The organism is Boudabousia liubingyangii, assembly GCF_001907245.1.
GTDB lineage: Bacteria > Actinomycetota > Actinomycetes > Actinomycetales > Actinomycetaceae > Boudabousia > Boudabousia liubingyangii.
Window position 1 is genome coordinate 42,629 of the sequence record NZ_MQSU01000001.1, and the last position, 23,130, is coordinate 65,758.

20 protein-coding genes are annotated in these 23,130 nt (G+C 54.7%); 11 read left to right on the forward strand and 9 right to left on the reverse strand.

What is annotated here, in order from left to right:
• Positions 1-25: 25 nt before the first annotated feature.
• Positions 26-1,609, forward strand: coding sequence for a DEAD/DEAH box helicase (locus BSR28_RS00230; RefSeq protein WP_073713008.1), 1,584 nt, complete (start codon positions 26-28; stop codon positions 1,607-1,609).
• A 202-nt stretch (positions 1,610-1,811) separates the two neighbouring features.
• Here the strand turns inward: BSR28_RS00230 and BSR28_RS00235 are convergent, their stop codons facing one another.
• The gene (locus tag BSR28_RS00235; RefSeq protein ID WP_073713009.1) at positions 1,812-3,200 is read right to left on the reverse strand and encodes an Ltp family lipoprotein; all 1,389 of its coding nucleotides are present in this window, start codon (positions 3,198-3,200) and stop codon (positions 1,812-1,814) included.
• Positions 3,201-3,321: 121 nt separating this feature from the next.
• Positions 3,322-3,855, reverse strand: a complete 534-nt coding sequence (locus BSR28_RS00240; RefSeq protein ID WP_073708674.1) for a hypothetical protein — start codon at positions 3,853-3,855, stop codon at positions 3,322-3,324.
• A gap of 181 nt (positions 3,856-4,036) precedes the next feature.
• Here BSR28_RS00240 and BSR28_RS00245 point away from each other — a divergent pair, with 181 nt between their 5' ends.
• Complete coding sequence (locus BSR28_RS00245) at positions 4,037-4,618, forward strand: exonuclease domain-containing protein (RefSeq protein WP_073713010.1); 582 nt, start codon at positions 4,037-4,039, stop codon at positions 4,616-4,618.
• Positions 4,619-4,711: 93 nt separating this feature from the next.
• Here the strand turns inward: BSR28_RS00245 and BSR28_RS00250 are convergent, their stop codons facing one another.
• Positions 4,712-4,945 carry a hypothetical protein gene (locus BSR28_RS00250; protein ID WP_073708672.1) on the reverse strand — a complete coding sequence of 78 codons (234 nt, stop codon included), beginning with the start codon at positions 4,943-4,945 and terminating at the stop codon, positions 4,712-4,714.
• A 179-nt stretch (positions 4,946-5,124) separates the two neighbouring features.
• A complete protein-coding gene (locus tag BSR28_RS00255; protein ID WP_073713011.1) occupies positions 5,125-6,828 on the reverse strand; it encodes a variant leucine-rich repeat-containing protein in 1,704 nt (567 codons plus the stop codon).
• Between the two features lie 260 nt (positions 6,829-7,088).
• On the opposite strand from BSR28_RS00255, the gene BSR28_RS00260 reads away from it, so the two are divergent.
• Positions 7,089-8,393, forward strand: a complete 1,305-nt coding sequence (locus BSR28_RS00260; RefSeq protein WP_073708670.1) for an MFS transporter — start codon at positions 7,089-7,091, stop codon at positions 8,391-8,393.
• 215 nt (positions 8,394-8,608) lie between these two features.
• Positions 8,609-9,955, forward strand: a complete 1,347-nt coding sequence (locus BSR28_RS00265) for an MFS transporter (protein ID WP_073713012.1) — start codon at positions 8,609-8,611, stop codon at positions 9,953-9,955.
• Between the two features lie 9 nt (positions 9,956-9,964).
• Here BSR28_RS00265 and BSR28_RS00270 read toward each other — a convergent pair whose 3' ends face one another.
• The 4 genes from BSR28_RS00270 to BSR28_RS00285 all read right to left on the reverse strand — a co-directional run bounded on the left by BSR28_RS00270 (position 9,965) and on the right by BSR28_RS00285 (position 13,785).
• Positions 9,965-10,726 (reverse strand): ABC transporter ATP-binding protein, encoded by a 762-nt coding sequence (locus BSR28_RS00270; protein ID WP_073708668.1) that lies wholly within the window; start codon positions 10,724-10,726, stop codon positions 9,965-9,967.
• Positions 10,719-11,495 (reverse strand): ABC transporter permease, encoded by a 777-nt coding sequence (locus BSR28_RS00275; RefSeq protein ID WP_073708667.1) that lies wholly within the window; start codon positions 11,493-11,495, stop codon positions 10,719-10,721. The genes BSR28_RS00270 and BSR28_RS00275 overlap by 8 nt, the downstream gene beginning before the upstream one ends.
• A 112-nt stretch (positions 11,496-11,607) precedes the next feature.
• A complete protein-coding gene (locus BSR28_RS00280) occupies positions 11,608-12,753 on the reverse strand; it encodes an ABC transporter substrate-binding protein (protein WP_073708666.1) in 1,146 nt (381 codons plus the stop codon).
• Positions 12,754-12,933: 180 nt separating this feature from the next.
• Positions 12,934-13,785 (reverse strand): PHP domain-containing protein, encoded by an 852-nt coding sequence (locus BSR28_RS00285; protein ID WP_073713013.1) that lies wholly within the window; start codon positions 13,783-13,785, stop codon positions 12,934-12,936.
• 118 nt (positions 13,786-13,903) lie between these two features.
• Between BSR28_RS00285 and BSR28_RS00290 the strand changes: the two genes are divergently transcribed.
• Together BSR28_RS00290 and BSR28_RS00295 are read left to right on the forward strand one after the other, a co-directional pair.
• The gene (locus tag BSR28_RS00290) at positions 13,904-15,439 is read left to right on the forward strand and encodes an aminopeptidase P family protein (protein ID WP_073713014.1); all 1,536 of its coding nucleotides are present in this window, start codon (positions 13,904-13,906) and stop codon (positions 15,437-15,439) included.
• A 41-nt stretch (positions 15,440-15,480) separates the two neighbouring features.
• The gene (locus BSR28_RS00295; protein ID WP_143237517.1) at positions 15,481-16,395 is read left to right on the forward strand and encodes a hypothetical protein; all 915 of its coding nucleotides are present in this window, start codon (positions 15,481-15,483) and stop codon (positions 16,393-16,395) included.
• 87 nt (positions 16,396-16,482) lie between these two features.
• Here BSR28_RS00295 and BSR28_RS00300 read toward each other — a convergent pair whose 3' ends face one another.
• Positions 16,483-17,238, reverse strand: coding sequence for a general stress protein (locus tag BSR28_RS00300; protein WP_073713016.1), 756 nt, complete (start codon positions 17,236-17,238; stop codon positions 16,483-16,485).
• 164 nt (positions 17,239-17,402) lie between these two features.
• Here BSR28_RS00300 and BSR28_RS00305 point away from each other — a divergent pair, with 164 nt between their 5' ends.
• The 5 genes from BSR28_RS00305 (at position 17,403) to BSR28_RS00325 (ending at position 23,061) form a co-directional block, all read left to right on the forward strand.
• Positions 17,403-18,710 (forward strand): magnesium transporter MgtE N-terminal domain-containing protein, encoded by a 1,308-nt coding sequence (locus BSR28_RS00305; RefSeq protein WP_073708661.1) that lies wholly within the window; start codon positions 17,403-17,405, stop codon positions 18,708-18,710.
• Positions 18,703-19,218 (forward strand): DUF1003 domain-containing protein, encoded by a 516-nt coding sequence (locus BSR28_RS00310; RefSeq protein WP_073708660.1) that lies wholly within the window; start codon positions 18,703-18,705, stop codon positions 19,216-19,218. The genes BSR28_RS00305 and BSR28_RS00310 overlap by 8 nt, the downstream gene beginning before the upstream one ends.
• Positions 19,219-19,293: 75 nt before the next feature.
• Entirely contained in the window at positions 19,294-20,409 is a 1,116-nt protein-coding gene (locus tag BSR28_RS00315) for an Mrp/NBP35 family ATP-binding protein (RefSeq protein WP_073713017.1), read from the forward strand.
• A gap of 102 nt (positions 20,410-20,511) precedes the next feature.
• Complete coding sequence (locus BSR28_RS00320) at positions 20,512-21,138, forward strand: O-methyltransferase (protein ID WP_073708658.1); 627 nt, start codon at positions 20,512-20,514, stop codon at positions 21,136-21,138.
• A gap of 222 nt (positions 21,139-21,360) precedes the next feature.
• Positions 21,361-23,061 (forward strand): fumarate hydratase, encoded by a 1,701-nt coding sequence (locus tag BSR28_RS00325; protein ID WP_073708657.1) that lies wholly within the window; start codon positions 21,361-21,363, stop codon positions 23,059-23,061.
• Positions 23,062-23,130 lie beyond the last annotated feature (69 nt).

The window sequence follows — 23,130 nt, forward strand, 5'->3', positions numbered from 1 at the left end:
CTGAACTATTTATTGAAAGTTGAATATGACTTTAGAACAGAACTCGTCCGACGCTCAGTCGCAGGATGCGACTCAGGCTTCCGGGATTGTTGATCTTGAGGCAGTAGATATGCCCGCCCCGGTGGAAGAAGTTAAGGCAGATATTACTGACGAGGACGCTCCCCTAGTTGACCTCGACAAGAAGACTTTTGAGGATTTTGGGATTCGTTCCGATATCGCTCAGGCACTTGCTAAGCAGGGCATTACGCACCCCTTCCCGATTCAGGCCCTGACCTTGCCGGTGGCCCTGTCCAAGCATGACATTATTGGTCAGGCGAAGACTGGTACTGGTAAGACCCTTGGTTTCGTCCTACCGGCTTTGATGAACGTGATTGGCCCGAATGATGAGGGCTATGGTGACTTGGTCACTCCGGGCGCCCCGCAGGCCATGATTGTGGTTCCGACCCGTGAGCTAGCGAAGCAGGTTGCTTCTGACGCAGAGATCGCTGCTAGTGGCATTTCTGCGCGCGTGGTTCAGATTTACGGTGGCGTTGGTTTTGATGACCAGATTGAGGCCTTGCGTCGCGGCGTTGAGGTGGTCGTGGGTACCCCGGGTCGTCTTTTGGACCTGTTGAAGCGTAAGGAACTTTCTTTGGCTTCGGTCCGTACCGTGGTCTTAGACGAGGCCGATGAGATGCTCGATTTGGGCTTCCTCCCCGACGTGGAGACGCTGCTGGCTCGCACTCCAGCAAACCGTCAGACGATGCTATTCTCGGCCACGATGCCGGGTCAGGTTATCGCTTTGGCCCGTCGTTACATGTCCCACCCGACCCACATTCGCGCCCAAGATCCGACCGATCAGGGTGCTACCGTAAAGGCGATTAAGCAGGTTATTTACCGTGCACACTCGCTCAATAAGGCCGAGGTCGTAGCGCGAATTTTGCAGGCCGAGGGCCGCGGTAAGACCATTATTTTCGCTCGCACTAAGCGCACCTGTTCCTCTTTGGCGGAAGAGCTAATGAAGCGCGGATTTGCGGTTGGTTCCCTTCATGGTGACCTTGGTCAGCCGGCTCGTGAGCGGGCTATGCGGGCCTTCCGTTCAGGCAAGATCGATGTGCTGGTGGCTACTGACGTAGCTGCCCGTGGTCTTGATATTGACGATGTCACCCACGTGATTAACTATCAGTGCCCCGAGGATGAAAAGATTTACCTACACCGCATTGGCCGCACCGGCCGCGCGGGCGCCTCGGGTACTGCCGTAACCTTCGTGGACTGGGATGACGTTCCCCGCTGGCGTCTAATCGATAAGGCCCTTGGTTTGGGCATGCCGGAACCGGTGGAAACCTACCACACTTCTGAGCACCTGTATTCGGACCTCAATATCTCTAAGGACGTGACCGGAAAGCTACCGCGCGATCAGCGTAAGGCTGAAGGTTTGCGTTCAGAACCGATCATCGGTGAGGGCACCCGCCCGAAACGCGGCGGCCGCAATGGTGGCCAGCGCGGACGTGACGGTCAGGGCCGGGGCCGTGGCTCTGAGGGCCGTAATGGTGAGCGCAAATCGCAGGATGATAAGCCTAAGCGTAAGCGTGAACGTCGCCGCCGGGTCCGCAAATCCGAAGGCGAATAATTCTACCTATTAGCTATGGAGACTAGGATTCAGGTTCTGTCTCTGATTAGATAGCAAATATAGCTTTGCCCCGACAGTAGCAGTACTGTCGGGGCAAAACTTTTAGCTGTGACTTAGTCTCTACCTGGGTCTTACCGGTTCTGGACCTTAGCTTGTCTGGGCCTTAGCCGCGCCGGGTCTTACCAGAGTAGAAACTGAGGCCTCACTTCAGTTGAGACATTCCGTAGTCAACTTGTTCCTTGGTGAAGCCAGCACCGTGCTCACTCTCTAGGTAACGACGATTTTCCTCGTCGTTCATGTTCATCTTGTCCTTGTTGAAGCGAGCAGCCTTTGCAGCCTGTTCGTTCCAGTCAACCTTAAGATGTTCCATGGCGTACTTTGCTTCTTCCTGAGTGAAGGAGCGGTCGTTCCTCTCATGGTAAAGCGAATCAGAGAGACGCTTTTCCGAGACACCACTGCCACTGTCAACGACACCCTGCGCGTACTTCAGGGCTTGCGCTTTCCAGTCAGCTTTTACATTAGCGATGGCGTATTCGGTTTGTTCCTCAGTGAAACCAGCAATGTCCTTTTCAGACAGCATCTTAGCAATGCCTTTTTTCGACAGTCCCATGCCAGAGTCAACGTATTCTTGGGCCTTCCTAAGTGCCTGTTCATTCCAGTCAACATTGAGGCTGTCTACCGCTTGGGTAGCTTCGGCCTCAGTGAATTCACCGTTATAGGTCAGCTGGTGGATTAGTCCTGAGCGAGAGAAGGGAATGGACTCTAGGTACTGCTTGGCAGACTCAGTGGCTTTTTCAAGTTTCGCGGCATCAACAGACCCCTGGGGCTTACCCTGATTGGCGTCGCCAGACTTGCCTTCAGCGGTCTTCTGAGAATCGTCATCCTTGCCAATCTGGGGAACCTTGGGTAGAACCTTAGCTTTATCCTGCTTCTGGTCCTTGGCTTTCTTTTCCTGCGAGGTACTAGCTTTGTCCTTCTTAGGTTCTGAATCTCCGCTGGGCCACAGGAAGTATGCTAAGACCAGACCAAGTACCACTAGGACTGCGGCCCCGATTGAAAGACCCCAGACTAGGCCTTTCTTGGACTTTCCTTCATTCTCATTGGCACCGGACTGGTAGGGACCGGATCCACCATTGCCGCCACTGCCGTAGGTTGCTCCCGGCTGGTAGGGGCTCGGTGCGGCAGCAGCGTAGGCAGGCTGGTAGCCTTCCGCATTTCCACTGGTCGCTGGCGAGGTAGAACTATAAGTACCCGAGGGGGCTTCAGCTTGGTAGGAAGGTGCAGCATAAGGTTGCGGGGCGGACTGGGCCGCGAAAACTTCAGTAGGCTGAGCACCGTTAGAGGCTGCGTAAGCCGCAGCTTCGCCGGTTACTGCTGCTTCAGCAGCAGTTTCGGGTGCGGGGGCTGCCTCGGGCTCAGGAGCAGGGGCCGCTTCGGGCTCAGGTGCGGGAGCTACCTCGTCAGAGGGAGCATACTCGCGAGTTAGACCTTGCTCTTCAGAGAAGTCCTGATTCTGCGGAGCCTGAGAAGCATCAGTGCCTTCAGGCTTCTGTTCTTCATTTTCGGGATATCCAGCTGGAGGGTAAGACACGTTGCCATCCTTCGTTATTTTCCTAGTGCACGCCGATTCTGCGTACACGATTGTTAAAACCCTAGCAGCCTTTCAGCCGATAAGTCTTAAAAAATGAATTGTTATTCCCTTAGAAGACTTCCTAGGAGATTTCCGCTTCGGCCTCGTTGACCCAGCGGTGCAGACCCACTCGTAAAACGCTACGATGCTTCATTTCAAGGATCTTTCGATAGTCCTTAAACGGCTTAGAGGTATCAGAAGCAAGGTATTCCAGTGCGCTAGAAAAGGTCTGACTTTGATCCTTCAGGGTCAGCACAAAGCTCACTAGGACGTAGGCGGCATAGACCGCCAAAACCGCGGTCGCATAAACCGCCGCGTTCTCTTGAGTATCAAACAGGCCAATGATCAAGATAAAAATCCCGACACCTAGCATTGCCTCCGCGGCGAAGTACTGGATGCGTTGCAGCATATAGCGCAGCAGAGCCTCTCGGGTAGTAGATTTCAGCGTCCCCTTACCGCGTTTCGCATTGCGTTTAGCCGCATCGATCCCAGAGAGAGTACGTAGACCATTCATGACCTCTGCTAGGGTTTTTCGTTGTGTGTAAACCGATAGCACCAAAATGGCAATCGCGATTGCCATAAAGAAAAGGCCAATCAAGACAAAGTTATTGGGCATCTGTTCTCTCCCTCTTGAGCGGTAATCCAGTATCACCTTAGCAGGAGACTTTTAGCCAAGGTTTTACAGGTCTAGTTTTGCGTCAAAGTTCCCATTTTTTGCACCCCTTTCTGCGACCTAAAACACAGCGAGTCTAAAAATAAGGTAAAATAGGTTTACGTTTCTTTTAAGGAGGTGTTTTATGAACGGTTTTGTCGCCATCGATTTTGAAACCGCCAATGAACGCAGAGCCTCCGCCTGCTCAATTGGTTTAGCTAGGTTCGCGCCTACCGGAGAGCTCCTTGAAACCTTTTCTACGCTAATCATGCCGCACACCTTAATGAACTACTTTTCCCCTCGGAATGTTCTAGTACACGGCATCACCCCCGCAGATGTTGCCGGGGCCCCCTCTTGGGAAGAAGTCTTCCCGAAGTTCCAGGCTTTTGTGGGATCGACTCCCCTAGTTGCGCACAATATGGCATTTGATGGGTACGTACTTTCAGACCTTGGCAAACTATACGAGCTCCCAGAGGTCAATAATCGCCGCTTTTGCACGGTGCGACTGGCCCGCAAACTTTTGGCTGGGGAGTTACGATCTGCCACCCTGGACTCAGTTTTTAACTGGTATTTTCCAGGCGAAAGCTTTCAGCATCATGACGCCAGCGCTGATGCAGTAGCTGCCGGACGAATCTTCGCCCGCATGCTCCAAGAGCATCCACTGTCAGAAATTGAGCAACACTGCCCATCCACTAACGCAACCAGAAGGGTTCGCGGAATAATCTAAACAGGCGCCGGGAAGGATTAGGACAGTAAAAGGATTAGGACAATAAACAGAAAGGTCCCCTCTGCAAATACTCGCAGAGGGGACCTTTACTAGCTAGTTGGAATGCGGCGTGGGATTATAGGCCAAAGACGCCTGCCCGCCTTGAGCCCCGAACGGAGCCTCTAAGAATTCGCGCTCACGCGGATCTTCCACGTCCTCTGGGCGGTAATTACCTTCAGTTTCTTCTTCAGAGTCCACTTCTGGGTCAACCTCTGCCAGACGCGGGTCGGGTTCCACCGTTTCAGGCTCTAAGATTGGCTCATTTCCTAAGGGTCGCTCTGGATCCATTACTACCCCTCCTTGGGTCGTACCTTTCAGATTCATCGTGCTAGAGGATCGATTAGGCAAGATTAATCGCCTCTGGGAGCCTCGATATTTACTCCCCATTTAGCGATACCACTAAAACACTTACCAACCATTATAACGTAGGTCACTATCTGGGGTTGTAGTTGGCTGAATCAGAAATATCAGTCGTGAACCTTTGGGCCCCAGATATTCGTCTTCCCGTCAGAGTCTAGAGAAATTACAACCTTTGGGTGTAGTAAGAACGGTCCTCCAGCTTCAGAGTTAGCCCATTCAAAGCCGCCAGGAACCATCGAGCAATCCAGCAGGTTAGGATTGCCCTTCTCACTCTTGTCGCACTCGAAAGTAGTTCCCGAAATTCCGGTATAAGCACCCTTATTTTCGCGCAATAATGAAACAATCATGACGGAGTCATTAACCATATCTAATTTAAGGACTTTCCCATCTGCTGCCATCATGAAAGTTAGTTCATCGTTCGATTTTAGGCCTTGCTCGGTAGCCTCAGACAGATCCTGTTGGTTTTGCTTTAAAAACTTGGCCACTTCTGCTGAAGTTAGCGTTTGGGAAATACGAATATGGGCGGCTAACTCCAAAAGTTTATCTCCCTCTGGCGAAAGCACAACAGTGAAGGGATCAACGTCGATATACCCGCCAGAATATATTACTAGCCCGCCGTCCTTCAGATAAGTTGTTTCGGTTAGCGTACGATATTCAAGATCATAGCTTTTCCCAGTAAGTGATGACTTAAACCTAACTACGTCTTGTCTGGGTTTTGAAACGCTAAATATTCCACCATTCAACATATAGGACAGCTGAGCCTCAGATAAGGTAATATCCGGTAGTCCCACAGTCTTGGTTGTCTCGCCAACGACTATCTTCCCTTCCTGTAGTTTTAGATCTGTGCTTATGGCTAGCTTATCTTCCTTGTTAAAACAGTAATAGCGAAGATGATCATGCCCTTGAGGGCTTGGAAGCAATACCGGACTTTCACAATTGGTCGGAAGATCCAAAGTCTGAGTCTTAACAACTTTATTTAGGTCAGAAAGCTGAACTAATTCGACCTTGCCTTCAGGTGAGAGGGAAAGTAAATATTCGCCAATCAATCCCTGCATCTTACCTTTTTGTTTCTCAGGGAAAATCGTCTTAAGAGGTTTTACTTCCTTTCCTTCCTCGCCTCTGAGCAAGTCGTCAACTCGGTATAGTTGGTAATCGCTTTCTTCATGAAAATGATAAGGAATTAAAAGGAATTGACCAGACGCATCGGTATTCATTCCTAGGGTAATCCACCCCTGATGTTTGCCTGGCAAGGTTAAACGCTTATCAGGCGCAGTTAGAGCCTCAGCATCAAACTTTGAGAAATCCATGCCGGGCACTTTTCTTACTGATACCCTTTCCGGGCTTGCAGACTTCCCATCGTTTGTTTCCGTAGTGCTGCTATTATGACTCTTCGAATCAGCGCCGGAGCGCATAGATTTATACACCCAAAAGCCCGCCATAGTTAAAAGGGACGCTACCACTAGCAGCCCGATAACAGCATATATCCAGCTCTTCCTCTTCCCCGACGGTTGCGCAGAATGGGAGGGTTCATTTCCTCCTCCAAGATTGTTAGCCCGATTCCCCTCAACTTGAGTATTCGAACCTGGCATTGGGATCTCTGAGGCTAATCTTCGACTTACTTCTGCCTTGGTTTGAGGATCTCCATGTGTTTGCAAATACCTGAGGAGTGCGGGAGATACCTTAGGATGCCTAGCAACCTTTTGCCAAAGATCAGGCCTAGAATTAACAATCTCAGTTAAGGCCTGTGGTTCCAAATTCGGATTATCCAACAGCATTTCAGTCGGATCGAATGACATGGGAGGCTGACTCATTTGGCTTCTCCTTTGATAAACCCTAAACCGCGTCAAACCTATACCAAAATTCGTAGCTTAGCAAGAACTTTTAGAGCCTCTTAAGAAAGATTTTTTATTCCCAAATTGCACAAAATGCGAGAAATCGAACCAAGACTAGTCCGCAAGAAACCTTTCCCGTAGGATAAATCCCAAACCGTTGCTGAAAGCACGCGTCCCATGACCTGCCGCTGGGTGCGCACGCTTCATTACTGAGCTACCTAGGGAAGGAAGCACTACTTATGCCCACCGCGACGCCGGAACGCTCACGACGACTTTCGATGCTCATTGCGGCCAGCGGCACCATTATTGAGTGGTTTGACTTCTCTCTCTTCTTCTACCTAGCAACCGCGCTTAGTCAGACCTTTTACCCCAATCAAGAAGATTCCCTGCTGATTGTGCTAGCTACCGGGGCGGTTGGTTTCCTTTTCCGCCCACTAGGTGCATTGGTCTTTGGACATATCGGAGACACTAGGGGGCGAACGGCAGCGCTCATCATCTCTGCGGGTCTGATGTCGATTGCGATGGCCGGAATTGCGATCATGCCTGGCTACCAGTCCATCGGGATCTGGGGTGGCGTGGGAGTCCTTGCTCTCAGAGCGCTAGCGGGCTTTTCCGTGGGTGCCGAATACACCGGCATCATGGTTTACCTAATGGAATCAGCTAAGCCAAACCGTCGCGGCTTGGCCGCCAGCTGGGCGGCAGCAAACTCTGAAGTTGGAGCTCTGCTAGCGGTGGGTTCAGCAGCCCTGACCACCCAGTTTGTTGGCACAGAACAGTTGCATACTTGGGGTTGGCGGATCCCCTTTCTCTTGGGGGCGCTACTGGCGGCTGGGATGATTCCCCTTCGTCGCTTCATGGTGGAAAGCCCCGCAATGGAAGTGATTCATGAAGCGCAGGATGAACCCGATGCGGTCACGCCCCTTCGCTATGCACTTAGCGAGCAACGCCTGCCGATCTTGGTGAGTTTCCTGATTTCTACCGTAGGTTCAGCCACCTACTTCCTGACGATCACCTACCTCCCCACCTATATCGAAACGGTCCAGTCCGCTGATTCTCAGTCGGCACTGAACCTTGGCACTATCGCGGCACTTTCGGCAATTATTGCAACCCCGTTCATTGGTCTGCTTTCAGACCTGATTGGGCGTCGCTGGGCCTTTATTTTGACGCTAGTGGCAGTGGTGACTTTGGCACTGCCCGGCTACTCCCTACTGGCATCGCCCAATACTGCAGTTTTGGCTGGCGCAGTGGCATTTTTGGCGATTCCAGCAGCGGCTTGGAGTGCGATCGCGGCAAGCGCTGTTCCTGAACAGTTCACGGTCCGAGGGCGCTACTCCGGCATGGCCCTAGGCTACAACTTGGCCACGGTGATCTTTGGTGGTCTCACACCAGCAATTGTTGCTTGGCTGACCAAGAGCACGGGAGACGCTTTAACTCCCGCTTACTATGCGACTGCTATTGCCCTAACCGCGGGTATTCCCGCCATCTGGCTCATGATCGACCAAGTAAAAGAACCGCAGAATCCAAAACACAAATACCAACTATAAAATCTTCGCAGACCAATTGAAAATAGTTACTTTCGACCTAAGCGCATCACGTCTTTAGGTAGTAGTATTGATGAGTTGTTTTCTGGCTCGGCAGCGCAGCTGACAAAAAACTAACTCTACCTTTGGTCACCCCTGCGTTTCTTAGCCTGCCCATTTCGTTGGCAACGTTGCCACCGGACGGGAGTTTAGATTTTAAGCAGTAAAGGAGTCACCTGGTGGGTTCAATAGCGAAACGGAACGGTTTTACCTCCAAACAGCAGATCAGCGCCTTCCTTACCGTTGTATTTTCCGGCCAAGTAATCTACAGTGCCTTTGAATCACTAAAGATTCCCTTCTATGAGCGCCTAGTGACCTACTATGGGCTAACCGACACCCAATTTGGCATGCTCTTCATGATGCTGGGAGTAGCAGTCTTCTTCTACATTCCCGGTGGTTGGATCAACAATCGTTTCAACACTCGTACAATCCTAATCTGGGGACTTATCTACCGCCTAGTCACGGCACTTTTCATGATCCTAGTGCGCCCACACTTCTACGTGATGATGGCCATTACCTTCACCTGGGGTGTCCTAGACGCCATCTACTGGCCCGCGGTTATCAAAGGCGTCGCGCTACTGTCTGGAGAGAAGAATAAAGGCTTCGCCTTCGGCGTCCTAACTGCCTTCCGTGCCGGTGGAGAAGCCACCCTCAACGGCATCCTCATCGGTGTCATGGCCATATTCAACGGTTCCATGCTGGCATTCCAGTGGGGTATGGTCGCCTACGCACTAATCGTGATCCCCATGATTCTACTAATCCAGCACTATGTCCCCACGGATGCAGAAGCCACCGCGCTAGTCACCGCAGCCTCCGGCACCAACCCAACCAACGCTACGGCGACCATTTCCGAGGAAGCCGCGCCGGCTTCCTCGGCAGAAGCGCTACAGGGACTGATCCTAACCCTGAAGCACCCCCGCATCTGGGTAGCAGGAATCGCGGGCCTCTGTGTCTACTGGGTCTACACGGTCCTGGTTTACACCACGCCCCTGTTCGTGCGGGTCTACCAGATGTCCTCCGAAACCGCCTCCACGTACGCTACCGTCAACGCCCTAGCCCTAGGCCTAACCGGCGGCATCGTGGGTGGTTTAGTTGCTGATCACGTCTTTAAATCCTCCACCGTGACCCTCACTTGGACCCTAGGATTTACCACGATCCTAATGATCATCATGGCCTACCTACCCAAGGACCCCGGGTATATCTGGGTCGCCCTAGTCGCAACCTCGGTCATGGCCTTCGTCATCATGATGTCTAAAGCAATCCAGCAGGCACCCGTCGCAGAACTTGACCTGCCAGATTCAATTGTGGGTTCAGCAATGAGCGTTAACTCCTTCATGGCTTTTGCCTGCATTCTATGGGCCATGCCAATCAACGGTGCCATCCTGGACGCCACCAAAACCGATCCGGGACTAGCTTTTAAACGCATTTTCCTACTGATGGCGCTGGTAGCAGCGATTGGTGCGATCTGCTCAGCAATCCTGCAGGTGATGAACCGGAAAGCGAACGCCACCCGGGTTGCAGCCTAGCTCAGGCATTCAGGCTTTTAGCAGAGCCCGAACCTGCTCACACCAGGTAACAAAATCAGCATCCGCACGGGTTAACTGCGGGACCTCAAGTTCTGCCACTAGCGCGCCTGGCTCCTTCGGCAGTACCGCGATCCGGTCGCCCAGAAGCACCGCCTCGGCCACATCATGAGTCACAATCACCATAGTGGCCCCGTGCTGCTGACGCTGCTGCAAAAGCCAATCCTGCACCTCTTCCCGGGTCAGGGCATCAAGGGCCCCGAAGGGTTCATCAAGCAGCCACAGAGGTCGCCCAGAGCTTAGCGTGCGTACGAAACTAACGCGTGATCGCATGCCGCCAGAAAGTTCCCCCGGCCAAGCCTGCGTGAAATCAGCCAAACCAACCTGAGTTAGCAACTCCAGGGCCTTCGCTCTAGCGTCTCGCTTTGAAGCACCCGCCAGTCGCGCCCCCAAAGCCACATTATCCAGCACCCGCAACCACGGGTACAGGGCGTCTGACTGGGGCATTAAAGCCCCCACCTGAGCGGTAATCGCATGGGCGCTATCAGACTTCCCGTCCCAGGAAACCCGACCGGATTGCAAAGGCAATAAGCCCGCCAGAAGCTTCAACAATGTGGACTTTCCACATCCGGAAGGCCCCACCAAAGCTAGGCACTGACCAGAGTCTAAACTCAAAGCAATATCAGCCAAAACCTGACGGTCACCATAGGCGAAGGACAGGTCCGAAATCTGCAGGATCGGCTCATTCACGTTTCCCAAACCTGTTTCAGTCATCGTGAACCCCACCTTCTGGCCAACGGATCAACACGCGCTCAAGCACGGAAAGCAAAGCAAAGAGCACCAGGGTACAAAGCGCTAGCGCAAAGCCGGCCACAAACACCAAATCCGTCCGGAAGTTCACCTTGGCAGCATTTAGATAAACACCCAGGCCGTTAGCGGCCCCCACGTACTCACTCATGGCGGCTGTCCCAAAAGCGTAAGTAGCGGAAATTTTCACCCCGGTAAAGATCTGCCGCGCCGCGCCGGGCAAAAACACGTGCCCATAAACCCAAGGCCAAGACGCACCCAAGGAACGCGCCACCTGTACCTGGGAACGATCCACTGCTTTCATCCCCCGAACCGTAGCCGCCACCACTGGGAAGGAAGCATAAACTGCTACCAGCAAGATCTTGCCGGAATAGCCAAAGCCCATCCAAATCATGATCAGCGGCGCGATCGCAATAATCGGTACCGTCTGCGCAGCCAAAAGCAACGGGTAAAGACTGGATTGCAAAATTCGGGAAGCAAAAATCAATAAACCCGCCAGGACACCCAGTAGGCAGCCGGCCAGCAAACCCCAAAAAACTTCAAAACTGGTAGCGTGCACGGCCCGGCTTAAAGCGGCCCAGTCCTCCACAGCCGAATGAAAAATTACCGACGGGGCCGGCAGAATCTGCGGGCGGATCGAAAACAGAAAGACCGCAGCCTCCCAGATGCCTAAGAGCAGCAGAACGGTCAGTACTAAACCAATGGTGGTACTGACCGTTCTTTTCCTTAAGCTCATGAGCAACAGTTTAGTCGGAACTTCGCTAAACGTCCCTGACGGACTGAAACCCTGCACGTTGATAGGACGCCCAAGTTCTGCCCCTCAGAACCCTTAGACCGCTAAACCGCAATCACTGCAAGAAGTCGTTACGGACCAGAGTCTTAACATCAAGCTTCTCTGACTGCACCTTACCGGTAGCGTCCTTCAACAGGCCCTTTTCGACCATGTAGTCAGCGTAAGCCTGCCACTTTTCGAGATTCGCGTGACCGGTGACGCCCTGCGCATCCGGCCAATAGGTGCCAGAAAGCTGCTTCTGGGTACGGATCGTCAGATCCAGATCCAGTTTCGCATCCGGATTCTCATCCACTAGGATCTTCGCGGCCTCTTCCGGGTTCTTCAGAGCCCAGTCATAGCCCCGCTGGGTGGCCTGGGTGAAGGCACGGGCGGCATCCGAGTGCTCATCAATAAACTTCTGCGACAACACAATGCCGATGTCCGCCGGGTTCGCCGGGACCCCAAAGTCCTCAAACGGCAAGTACCGGTATGGGTGCCCCGCCAACTTGGCGCGCTCCCCCTCGACAGTCATAAAACCGGTAGTGAAATCGACCTGGCCCTCATTCAGGGCCGTGTACGCATCCGGGCCCGCCAGGTTCACGGACTCAAAGTTGCCGGTCCCGCCATCATTCTTGATCATGTCAGTGACCATCTGACGGATAGTACCCGAACCCCAGTCCGCGTACTTCTTCCCATCCAGGTCCTTCGCGTGCTGCAGGTTGGCACTCTCCAGAGTCAGCACCCCGTAAGAGGGCTTCTGCTGAGTGTTATGCACCATCACCACGTTCTGGTGATTAATCGCCGCATTCAATACCGCCTCAGTGTTGGTATCGCCCGCATCAGCGGCGCCCGCATTGATCACTTCAGTGGGGCGCTGGCCCGAATACGGCAAAACCTTCAGGTCAATCCCGGCTTCCTTGTACCAACCGAAGTGCTTAGCCACAAACACGCCAGTCTGATTATTATTGGCCGTCCACGACATGGTGAAACGGACCGGGGTTAGCGGGCCAGCCGGGGTGGCAGCAGTTTTTTCTGCCGAGGGTGCCGGCTTTTCTGCACTGGGAGCCGGCTGGGTAGTATCTGCCGGCGCACACGCCCCCAAGCCCAAAGCTAAGGCGGCCAGGGCGGCTAGGGTAAGCGCGCGACCTCGGCCCTTAGTGGCTTTCGGGGTCACGGCTAGGTGCTTGTTAATTTTTAGGTGCGGCTGGGATGAAATCCGCATGGGTGATAGCTCCTTCAAGATAGGATGGCTAAAGAAAATAACCGTTATAGTTTAACGCCAGGTTTTAGGCTCAAGCCAGCTATTTGGTCTAAGCGAAACCAAAACACCGAGATAGTAGCTATCAACGTTCGCGGTTGGGAACCAATGCTACCTTCGTCTTACCGGATTTCGGTTCTGGTCCTAAAGGCTTTCAGCGGTGATCATGCGACGAATCTCAACCAAGACCTGCGGATCGGTGACGTTCTCACCTAAGCGGTTAGGCTTTCCAGTCCCGTGATAATCCGAGCCGCCGGTTACAAAACGGCCGTGTTTTTCACAAAACTTCAAGATCCAGTCTTGAGCGGCTGCTGAGTGATCACGGTGATAGCACTCCATCCCTGCCATCCCATAAGAGAACATTTCTTCGAGTTGTTCCGGATTGGGTGAAAAATCTCGCGTCTTCGAAAGCGCATGAGCCACCACTGGCACGCCACCAACCGAACGGATCGCCTCAATCGCCTCCACGGGCGAAGGCGCCCAATGCCCCACGTAGTAGGGCGAATCGGGACGAAGTGGGCCATTAAAAGCGGCGGTCCGATCCGGGAAGCAACCCGCGGCGACCAAGGCATCAGCTAGGTGCGGACGGCCCAAAGTGGCGCCGGGTCCGCAATGGCTGAGCACGTCCTCGTAGGTAATGGGGAAATCTTCGGCTAGTTTCTCAGCCATGGCTTTCATGCGTCCCTCGCGGGATTCACGAGTGCGTTCGTAGATCTCAGCCAAGGCGCCCTTAGCGGGAGCCCCAAAGGCCAACATGTGAATCGAATGCCCATCTAAGCGGGTGGACACCTCGGTCCCCAGCAGAATATCTAGGCCCGCAGCATCGGCGGCTTGCTGGGCTTCATCCCAACCGCGCGTAGTGTCGTGGTCAGTCAAGGCAATGGTGCTTAGTCCAGCTTCAACGGCAGCGGTGATTAGCTCGGTAGGAGTATCGGTCCCGTCCGAGACCCGTGAATGGGTGTGTAGGTCGATTTTTGGGGCACTGGAGGTGCTCATGGTTCAGCCTGCTTTCAGAGTTTTAGGGAACTAGTGCCACCTTAACCCGAAATTCACGGTTAGACAAAGCGCAATGTACCCCGTTGCGTTGCTAGCGTAGCGCTAGGAGAATGTACCTATGAGCGATTCCAAAGATACTGCGAAAAAAGACCAAAAAGAGTACGCCACCGGGAATGAGAATCGGGCTCCCAGCCCCTTCCCGCAGGCCTTCCGTGATTTCATCGGTTCCAACTGGGGACCGCGCGAGGATGCTGGCGTCACCCGCCAGGCGGTAGCTGACTACCTTCCGGCCCGTCACGAGGCCGTGGGCGCAAACTTCCCCGGACAGCGTCTAGTACTACCCGCGGGCACCTACAAGCAGCGCTCCAATGACTGCGATTACCGTTTCCGTGCGCACTCAGCTTTCGCGCACCTCACCGGCCTGGGCGGCGAGCTAGAACCCGATGCGGTACTAGTGCTTGAGCCCCAACCGGAAGGTTCCGCCCAGTCGCACAAGCCGGTCCTGTATTTCCAGCCGCGCGCCTCTAGGTCTTCCGAGCAGTTCTACGCCGATTCCACCTATGGCGAGTTCTGGGTAGGCCCGCGTCCCTCTTTGGAAGAGATGGAGACCATGACCGGCCTAGACTGCGCCCCCATTGATACTTTGGGTGATGCCCTCGCTAAGGATGCCGGCCTAGTAAACCTGCGTGTGGTTCCGGGCGTTGACACTAAGGTTGAAAGCCTAGTCAACGAGGTTCGCCAGCAGGCTGGCCTACCCTTCGGTAAGGACGCCACCTCGGAAGATAAGGACTTTGAGCGGGTCCTTTCCGAGCTACGTCTAACCAAGGATGAGCACGAGGTGGCCGAACTTCAGCATGCCGTCGACGTCACCTATGCGGGCTTTGAGGGCATCATTAAGTCTCTGCCGCGCGCCGTGGGTCACCACCGTGGTGAGCGCGTCATTGAAGGTGCCTTTGGGGCGGTAGCTCGTGAAGAAGGCAATGGCTTGGGTTATGACACGATTGCCGCTTCTGGTAACCACGCTAATACCCTGCACTGGATCGACAATGATGGCCCGGTTCGCCCCGGTGACCTAGTCTTGGTCGACGCTGGTTGTGAAGTTGATTCCCTCTACACCGCTGATATCACCCGTACTCTGCCGGTGGATGGGAAGTTCACTGAGGCTCAGGCTGAACTCTACAATGCCGTCCTAGAGGCCTGTGAGGCGGCCCTTGAGGCTGCAAACCAGCCGGGCGCTAAGTTCCGTCACCTGCATGAAGCCGCCATTAAGGTCCTAGTTAAGCACTTGGATGCCTGGGGCATTCTGCCGGTCAGCCAGGAAGAATCCCTGTCACCCCAGGGCCAGCAGCACCGTCGTTGGATGCCGCACGGCACCAGCCACCACCTTGGTTTGGATGTGCACGACTGTGCCCAGGCCCGCCGTGAAATGTACGTGGAGGCAGAACTGGAACCCGGCATGTGCTTCACCATCGAACCGGCCTTGTACTTCCGCAGCGATGACCTACTAGCCCCGGAGCGCTTCCGCGGAATGGGTGTCCGTATCGAAGATGACTGCCTAGTCCAGGCTGACGGGAAGGTGATTCGCCTTTCTGAGGACATTCCTCGCACGGTCGAAGATGTTGAAGCTTGGATTGAGCGCGTCCAGAACAGCTAATCCGGGCGGCTAGCAAAAGTTTCTAGATTTCGAAACTAGCCATGACTAAGGAACCTCAAGTGCCCGCGGGCGGATTTTGGCGTAAGGCCATTATTCCCCTGCGGGCACTTTTGCTACTGAGCCCGCTGGTATTCATTGCTGGCTGGGTTTATGCCTACAACCTATATTTCGATTCTCCGGCCACAAAACCTGAGTACCCCTCTTGGGTGCACCTAGTAGCGATGATCTTCTTTACGTTGATTATCTTGGTGTTGTTCTTGGGTGTGATCATGTATTTGGCTAGTACATGGAAATACTTCCGGGAGCACCCAGATTATGTGCCCGCGACCCTCTGGGAGTCGGTTAGTTTCAAAAAAGAGGTAAACCAGATTAGCCAACAATTGGGGTCACTTCCGGCCACCATTTCGGTAGCCCAGGCCCCGCAGGCGCTCACAGTTTTATTGCTCTGTCAGGGCCAACCGATGGATGACCATTCGGGCTACCCGAACCCTTACTGTTCAGAATCCACCTTAACTCGTGAGCTTTCTGGGGATGGGCTAGCGAAGTTACTTTTTGCGGCCTACCAACAGAAGTCCCATCCCCTCCCCCAAGGCTATTTGATGCTCAGGGAGATTGTGAATACGCACGGGGTAAAGATCGCCTCCGCTTTGGAGTCAGCCGAGGGTTTGCGTGATGTGCACCCGCTGGCTCCTCTAGATGCTGAAGGCCTTTTGTGTTTAACCTCCGATGGGGCTTTTGCGCCCCCTCGACTGACGCTAAATGAGCAACGAGTCTTTAGGTTCCGCATGAACTTTGACGAGGTCGCCCCAGCCCATTTACGAAATACTTACGCGCCCCTCGAGATTGGCCAGTTTTATGGTCAACAGTTGCGCCTGGTCAGTACGCTTTTGGAAGCCCCGCCAGAGTTGGAAGCCCCACCAGACTTGGAAGCCCCACCAGACGATTTTGAGCGCTAAAAAACCGCCGCAGGGTTATTCTCCTGCGGCGGTTTTAAGTTTTAATGGCCTCTTAAAGCTTCGGCTGAAAGCTTCTGGCCGGTCAGATTAGCGGCGTGAACGGCGGGAGGGAATGTTCTTGAAGGGATCCTCTCCCGGCTTCAGGTCAAAGGGGCCACGGTCTTCCTGGTCATTATCGGTTGAGTCAGCTGAGGTCGTATCCGAAGCCTGCGAATCCGAGCTACTTGCCGCTTGGTTTTCGGGAAGGTAAACGCCTTCTTGTTCCCGTAGGGCATCTAGTTCTTCCTCGTCTAGTCGGACGCCGTAGCGCGGCGGACGCTTTGAGGGGTCATCGGCACGAGGCGGACGCTGGACGACACGCATGCGGTTACCAGGCATGTCTTTTAGTAGTTCACGGGCTCGATCAGATTCGGCCTTGACTAGGATGTCGTAGCTGCTGGCCACAACGTGGGACTGGGTGGTGACCTTGCCGCGCAAGTCAGGGCGCATGAAGTAGGCGGTCAGGCCCAGCACTAGGCCGCCAACTAGGCCAATGGAGGCTGCCATGGAAGCGGCCTGCCAGGTGGCGTGTTCTGAGACCACGAAGTACATCAGGCCGATCATGACGCCAAACCAGAGTCCCTGCATGAGGCCAGAGAATAGGATGCGGGCGAAGGTGACCTTTCCGGTGACCTGTTCGATTAGCTTCAGATCCGTACCGACCGTGGCGATCTGGTCTTGGTTGAAACCGGCTTCACTAAGCTTGCGTAGAGCTTCGTGTGCCTGCTCTGAGGTTTCGAAGTTGGCTACCGTTCGCCCTGTGGGCTGCGGTCCGGACTTAAAACTGAAGTTATTAATCGACATGACTACGATTTTGCCCTATTTTTGGCCACTTTTCTTATTTTGTAGTGAGATACCCACCACCGGTTCGCGCTGGGTGCGCCACCTTTCGTTGCTGGCCGTTAGAATAGCCTTGGTGGGCTTTTGCATGCCCACTGTCACCCGAACGCGGCCAAAAGGGAGGGACCATGGCGAATATTAAACAACCACGCAAAAACCGCCTCACCCGGATTTTCGCTGGCAAATTAGCCGGTACCCCAGTATTCGACCCGATTGGTGACCAGGTGGGTCGCGTGGCCGATATTGTCCTCCTGCTACGCTTCCGTGGGGCCCCGCGCGCCGTTGGTGTGGTCGTTGAGGTCGGTAAGCAGCGTCGCGTTTTCCTTCCTTTCAGTCGTATCACCAGCATTGAGGCCGGCGCGGTCATCATGACCGGCCGTCTAGATATTCGCCGTTTCCAGCAGCGCAACGCCGAATCCTTAGCGATCGCGGATCTCCTAGACCGACTGGTTGATTTCAAAGACGGCAGTGGTCAGGGCATGATCAGTGACATTGCCCTGCAGATGACTCCGCAACGTGACTGGCTGGTTGATCAGTACTTTGTTGAACGAGTCCGTTCCGCCACTCTAGGCTACCGACGCACCGGCGAATCGGTCCTAGTCCACCCCGGTGAGGTAACCGGTACGGCCACTGCCGGGATGCCCCAAGATGCGTCCTCGCTATTGGAAACTCTGGACAAACTCAAGCCCGCGGACTTGGCTGATGCGCTACACGATCTTTCTGATCAGCGCATGATCGAGGTCGCCCAGCAGCTTCCCGACGATCGCCTAGCGGACGTCCTAGAAGAACTTTCTGACGATGACCGAGTCTTGATCGTTAACGCCTTGGAAGCTAACCGCGCGGCAGACGTCCTCGATGAGATGCAGCCTGACGACGCCGCCGACCTAGTTTCAGAACTCCCCCAAGCCAAGGCCGATGAGCTCCTGGAACTAATGGAGCCAGAAGAGGCCGAGGACGTTCGTCGCCTCATGTCCTATGAGGAACACACTGCCGGTGGTTTGATGACCACCGAGCCGATTATTCTGCCCCCGGACGCGACCGTGGCCATGCTGCTAGCTAATGTTCGCCGGGAAGATATTCCGGCCGCGCTAGCCGCAATCGTGTTCGTGACCCGTCCCCCATTGGAAACCCCAACTGGTAAGTACCTAGGGGTAGTCCACTTGCAACGAGCCCTGCGTGAGCCTCCGCAAACACTTATCGGAACGATCCTCGATACCGATATTGAACCGGTGGAGCCGGAAGTTTCGATTGGTACTGTTACCCGTCTAATGGCTACCTATAACCTGGTGGCTTTCCCCGTAGTTGACCCCGACGGAAAGCTCCTAGGGGCGGTTTCCGTTGACGACGTCCTCGACCACCTAATGCCCGATGACTGGCGTGACGCGGACGAAGAAATCACTGACCGCACGATTGAAAGGAATGCTGCCCATGGCTGAGCGCCTAGACACTCCCCGGGTCCGCCGCGGCTTCTTTGCCCGCTACCGGTCAGAGCATTCCTTTGATGAAACCTTCGGCAAGTTCTCTGAAAGCTTCGCAACTTTCATGGGCACCCCGAAGTTCATCATGTATATGACGGCCTTCGTGATCATTTGGATCGCGGTTAACCTGATTGGCATATACGGCTACAGTTTTGACCCCTACCCGTTCATCCTGCTGAACCTAGCTTTCTCTACCCAGGCCTCCTACGCTGCGCCCCTGATTCTATTAGCGCAGAACCGACAGGAACAGCGTGACCGCGTGCTAGCGGAAAACGACCGCCAGCGAGCCGAGCGCAACCTAGCGGACACCGAGTTCCTAACCCGAGAGATCGCCTCCCTTCGCTTGGCCATGCAAGATGTGGCTACGCGTGACTTTGTACGCTCGGAACTACGCGACCTGCTAAGTGATCTGGTGGAAGAAATCAAGGCCGACGAACGTGGTGAAGGCCCTAGCGAAAGCCACTGAGAGCCCGTAAAATAGAGGCTTCAAAGCCGGATAAACCCAAGTTTTACCCATCAACAAAGTGGAAAGAAGAAACTCTTGAAACCCAGTGTGGAAGCGATTAACGCCGCCCTAGAAAAAGTTATTGACCCAGAGATTCGCCGCCCTGTTACCGAACTGGGTATGATCCGCAACGTCAAGATCAACGAAGACGGAACCGTTATCGTAGGCGTCGACCTAACCACCGAAGGTTGTCCGCTTAAAACCAAGATCAGCGCCGACGTGAAAAAGGAAGTGGGCGCAGTCGAAAACGTCACCGATGTTCAGGTCGAACTGGGTGTCATGAGTGATGAACAGAAGAAGGCCCTACGCGAAAAGCTCACCGGCCATACCGAACGCGAAATCCCCTTCACCAAGCCTGGTTGCCTAACCAAGGTTTATGCGATTACCTCCGGTAAGGGTGGCGTGGGTAAATCCTCCATCACCGCGAACCTAGCTGCCGCCTTAGCAGCCCAGGGTTTGAAGGTGGGCGTGCTGGATGCCGATATTTACGGTTTCTCGATTCCTCGCATGCTGGGTGTTGACACCCCCGCGCAGAAGGTCGACGAGATGATCATTCCGCCGGTTGCACACGGCGTAAAGGTGATTTCCATTGGCATGTTCGTACCAGACGGCACTCCCGTGATTTGGCGTGGCCCCATGCTGCACCGCGCCCTACAGCAGTTCCTAGCGGACGTATTCTGGGGCGACCTTGACGCCCTCCTCCTGGACCTACCTCCCGGCACGGGCGACGTTGCTATCTCTATCGCGCAGCTCCTTCCGAATGCGGAGATCGTCGTCGTCACCACCCCGCAGATCGCAGCGGCCGAGGTGGCTGAACGAGCCGGCTCCATTGCCACCCAGACTAAACAGCGCGTCGTGGGCGTCGTAGAGAACATGTCCTTCCTAGAGAACCCGGATGGTTCCCGCACCGAGATCTTTGGTTCCGGTGGCGGCCAGCAGGTCTCCGAACGCCTCGGCGCTCAGCTTGGCTACCAGGTTCCGCTACTGGCCCAGGTGCCGCTAGATGTGAACCTACGTGAAGGCTCTGACCAGGGCTCCCCCGTGGTGCTACGCGAAGGCCCCGCCGCGAAGGCCCTGCAGCAGGTTGCCGAAGTCCTAGCCAAGCGCACTCGCGGCTTGGCCGGTAAGAACCTCGGCCTTTCCCCGCTCTAAACTAGCGCTTTCCGGACATTAAAGCCGTAGAATAACTCATCAGTGGCGTTAGTCCGCCGCTGGTGAGTTTTTCTTTACCCCAAAATTAGTTAGTAGGAACTGATGGATTTAGAGTTAGCCTGGGATTATTCCCGGAACTATCCCAGTGAGCCCGAACCTATGCGTCGGGCCCGTCAGGCTGCCCTAGAACTGGGTTCCGAACCAATTACTCCCGGCGAGGGCGCTCTCCTGGCAAACCTGTGCCGCATTCAGCAGACCCGTTCCGCCTTCGAGGTAGGAACCGGTTGCGGTTTAGCTTCCCTCTACCTACTTTCCGGAATGCCGCAAACGGGCGTGCTAACCAGTGTGGAACTAGAGCCGGAACTGCAGCGTCAAGCCCGTCACGCCTTAAACGAGGCTGGGGTTTCCCCGAATCGGAGCCGACTCTTCACCGGTAATGCCCTTGATCTAATGCCCCGAATGAGCCCGGGAGCCTATGATCTGGTCCTGCTGGATGGAGATCCAGAGGAAATCCCCCACTATCTGCAGCATGCGACTCGCATGTTACGCTCTGGCGGCCTGTTGGTGATTATGGATGCGCTGCTGCACGGGGCGGTCGCTAATCCGATCCGTCGCGATCCGCTGCCCACTCTACTTCGTCAGTGCCTTGAAGTACTGGAAGAAAGTGTCGAGTTTATGCCTTCCCTAGTTCCGGCCGGCGCGGGCATCTGTCTGGCGGTCCGTAACTAGGTTAGTTTCACCCCCAGCTTTTAGGTTCTAGCAGGTGACCTAAAAATGGGTTTACGCAAAGGGAACGTTTCTGTATTAAAGCTTTTCTGCGCCCTCGGCAGGGAAAGTAGACTTTAGTCCCATTTGGCGCGAGGACGCGGAAAAGTCCCCCTTTTGCCCGCTCTTAGGGAAACCTAGGTCGGAGCGGGTGCACGTCACACTAAAAGCGACGAAACTGGTTACATGACTGATTTTTTCTACTCTGATATGTTGCCGGTCGTAAAAGACGACCCTACCCCCTACCGACTGCTCACCAAAGAAGGCGTCGAGGTTGTTGAAGGCCCCGACGGCATGCAGTTCCTCAAAGTCGCTCCTGAAGCTCTGCGACTACTAACCGAAACCGCAATTCACGATATTTCCCACTACCTGCGCCCCGCTCACCTAGCTCAGCTGCGCAAGATTATGGATGACCCGGAAGCCTCCAACAACGATAAGTTCGTGGCTCTGGACCTACTAAAGAACGCCAATATTGCCTCCGCTGGGGTCCTCCCCATGTGTCAGGACACCGGTACCGCCATCGTGATGGGTAAGCGCGGCCAGCGCGTCCTCACCGAGGGCGTTGACGAGCGCCCCATCTCCCGCGGCGTTTACGATGCTTACACGCACTTGAACCTGCGTTACTCGCAGAACGCTCCCCTGTCCATGTACGAGGAAAAGAACACCGGCTGTAACCTACCGGCACAGATCGAACTGTACTCGGACACTGAGATCGGCCACGAACTGTCTTACAAGTTCCTGTTCATGGCTAAGGGTGGCGGCTCCGCTAACAAGTCCTACCTGTACCAGGAAACCAAGGCGATCTTGAACCCCGATTCGATGATGCAGTTCATTGAAGCCAAGATCCGCTCCCTCGGCACTGCCGCTTGCCCGCCCTATCACTTGGCCATCGTGGTCGGCGGTACCAGCGCCGAATACGCACTCAAGACCGCTAAGTACGCTTCGGCTCACTACCTAGACGAATGCGCCACCGAGGGCGATGAGACCGGCCACGGCTTCCGCGACCTAGAACTAGAAGAACAAGTCCTAGACCTAACCCGTAAGATCGGCATTGGCGCCCAGTTCGGCGGCAAGTACTTCTGCCACGACGTCCGCGTAATCCGCCTCCCGCGTCACGGCGCTTCCCTGCCGGTAGCGATTGCCGTCTCTTGCTCCGCGGACCGTCAGGCCCGCGCGAAGATCACCCCCGAGGGCGTCTTCCTAGAGCAGCTAGAGTTCAACCCGGGCCAGTACCTACCGGAAACCACCGACGCTGAACTAGATGAGGCTACCGACGGTGTTTCGGGTACCGGTAAGGGTGCCGCGGTCAAGATTGACCTAAACCAGCCGATGGATGATATTCGGGCTGAACTATCCAAGTACCCGATTAAGACTCGCCTATCGCTGACCGGTACGATCATCGTGGCTCGCGATATTGCCCACGCGAAGATTCGTGAGCGCCTAGAAAACGGCGAGGGCATGCCGCAGTACCTGAAGGATCACCCGGTTTACTACGCGGGCCCCGCAAAGACCCCTGAGGGTATGCCTTCGGGTTCCTTTGGCCCCACCACCGCTGGCCGTATGGACAGCTACGTGGACCTCTTCCAGTCCCACGGTGGCTCCATGGTCATGTTGGCAAAGGGTAACCGCAGCCAGCAGGTCACTGATGCTTGCCAGAAGCACGGCGGTTTCTACCTGGGCTCCATTGGTGGCCCCGCTGCCCGTCTAGCTCAGGACTGCATTAAGAAGGTTGAGCTACTTGAATACCCCGAACTAGGCATGGAAGCGATCTGGAAGATCGAGGTCGAAGACTTCCCCGCCTTCATCGTGGTTGACGACAAGGGCAATGACTTCTTCGCCCACAGCCAGGAAGTTACCGTGACCATCGGTAAGCGTCCCGGCCTGTGAGTCGCCACCGATAACTAAATACTAAGATCCCCTAGAGTCCGCTAAGGAAGTAGTACTTCCAAAGCTGGT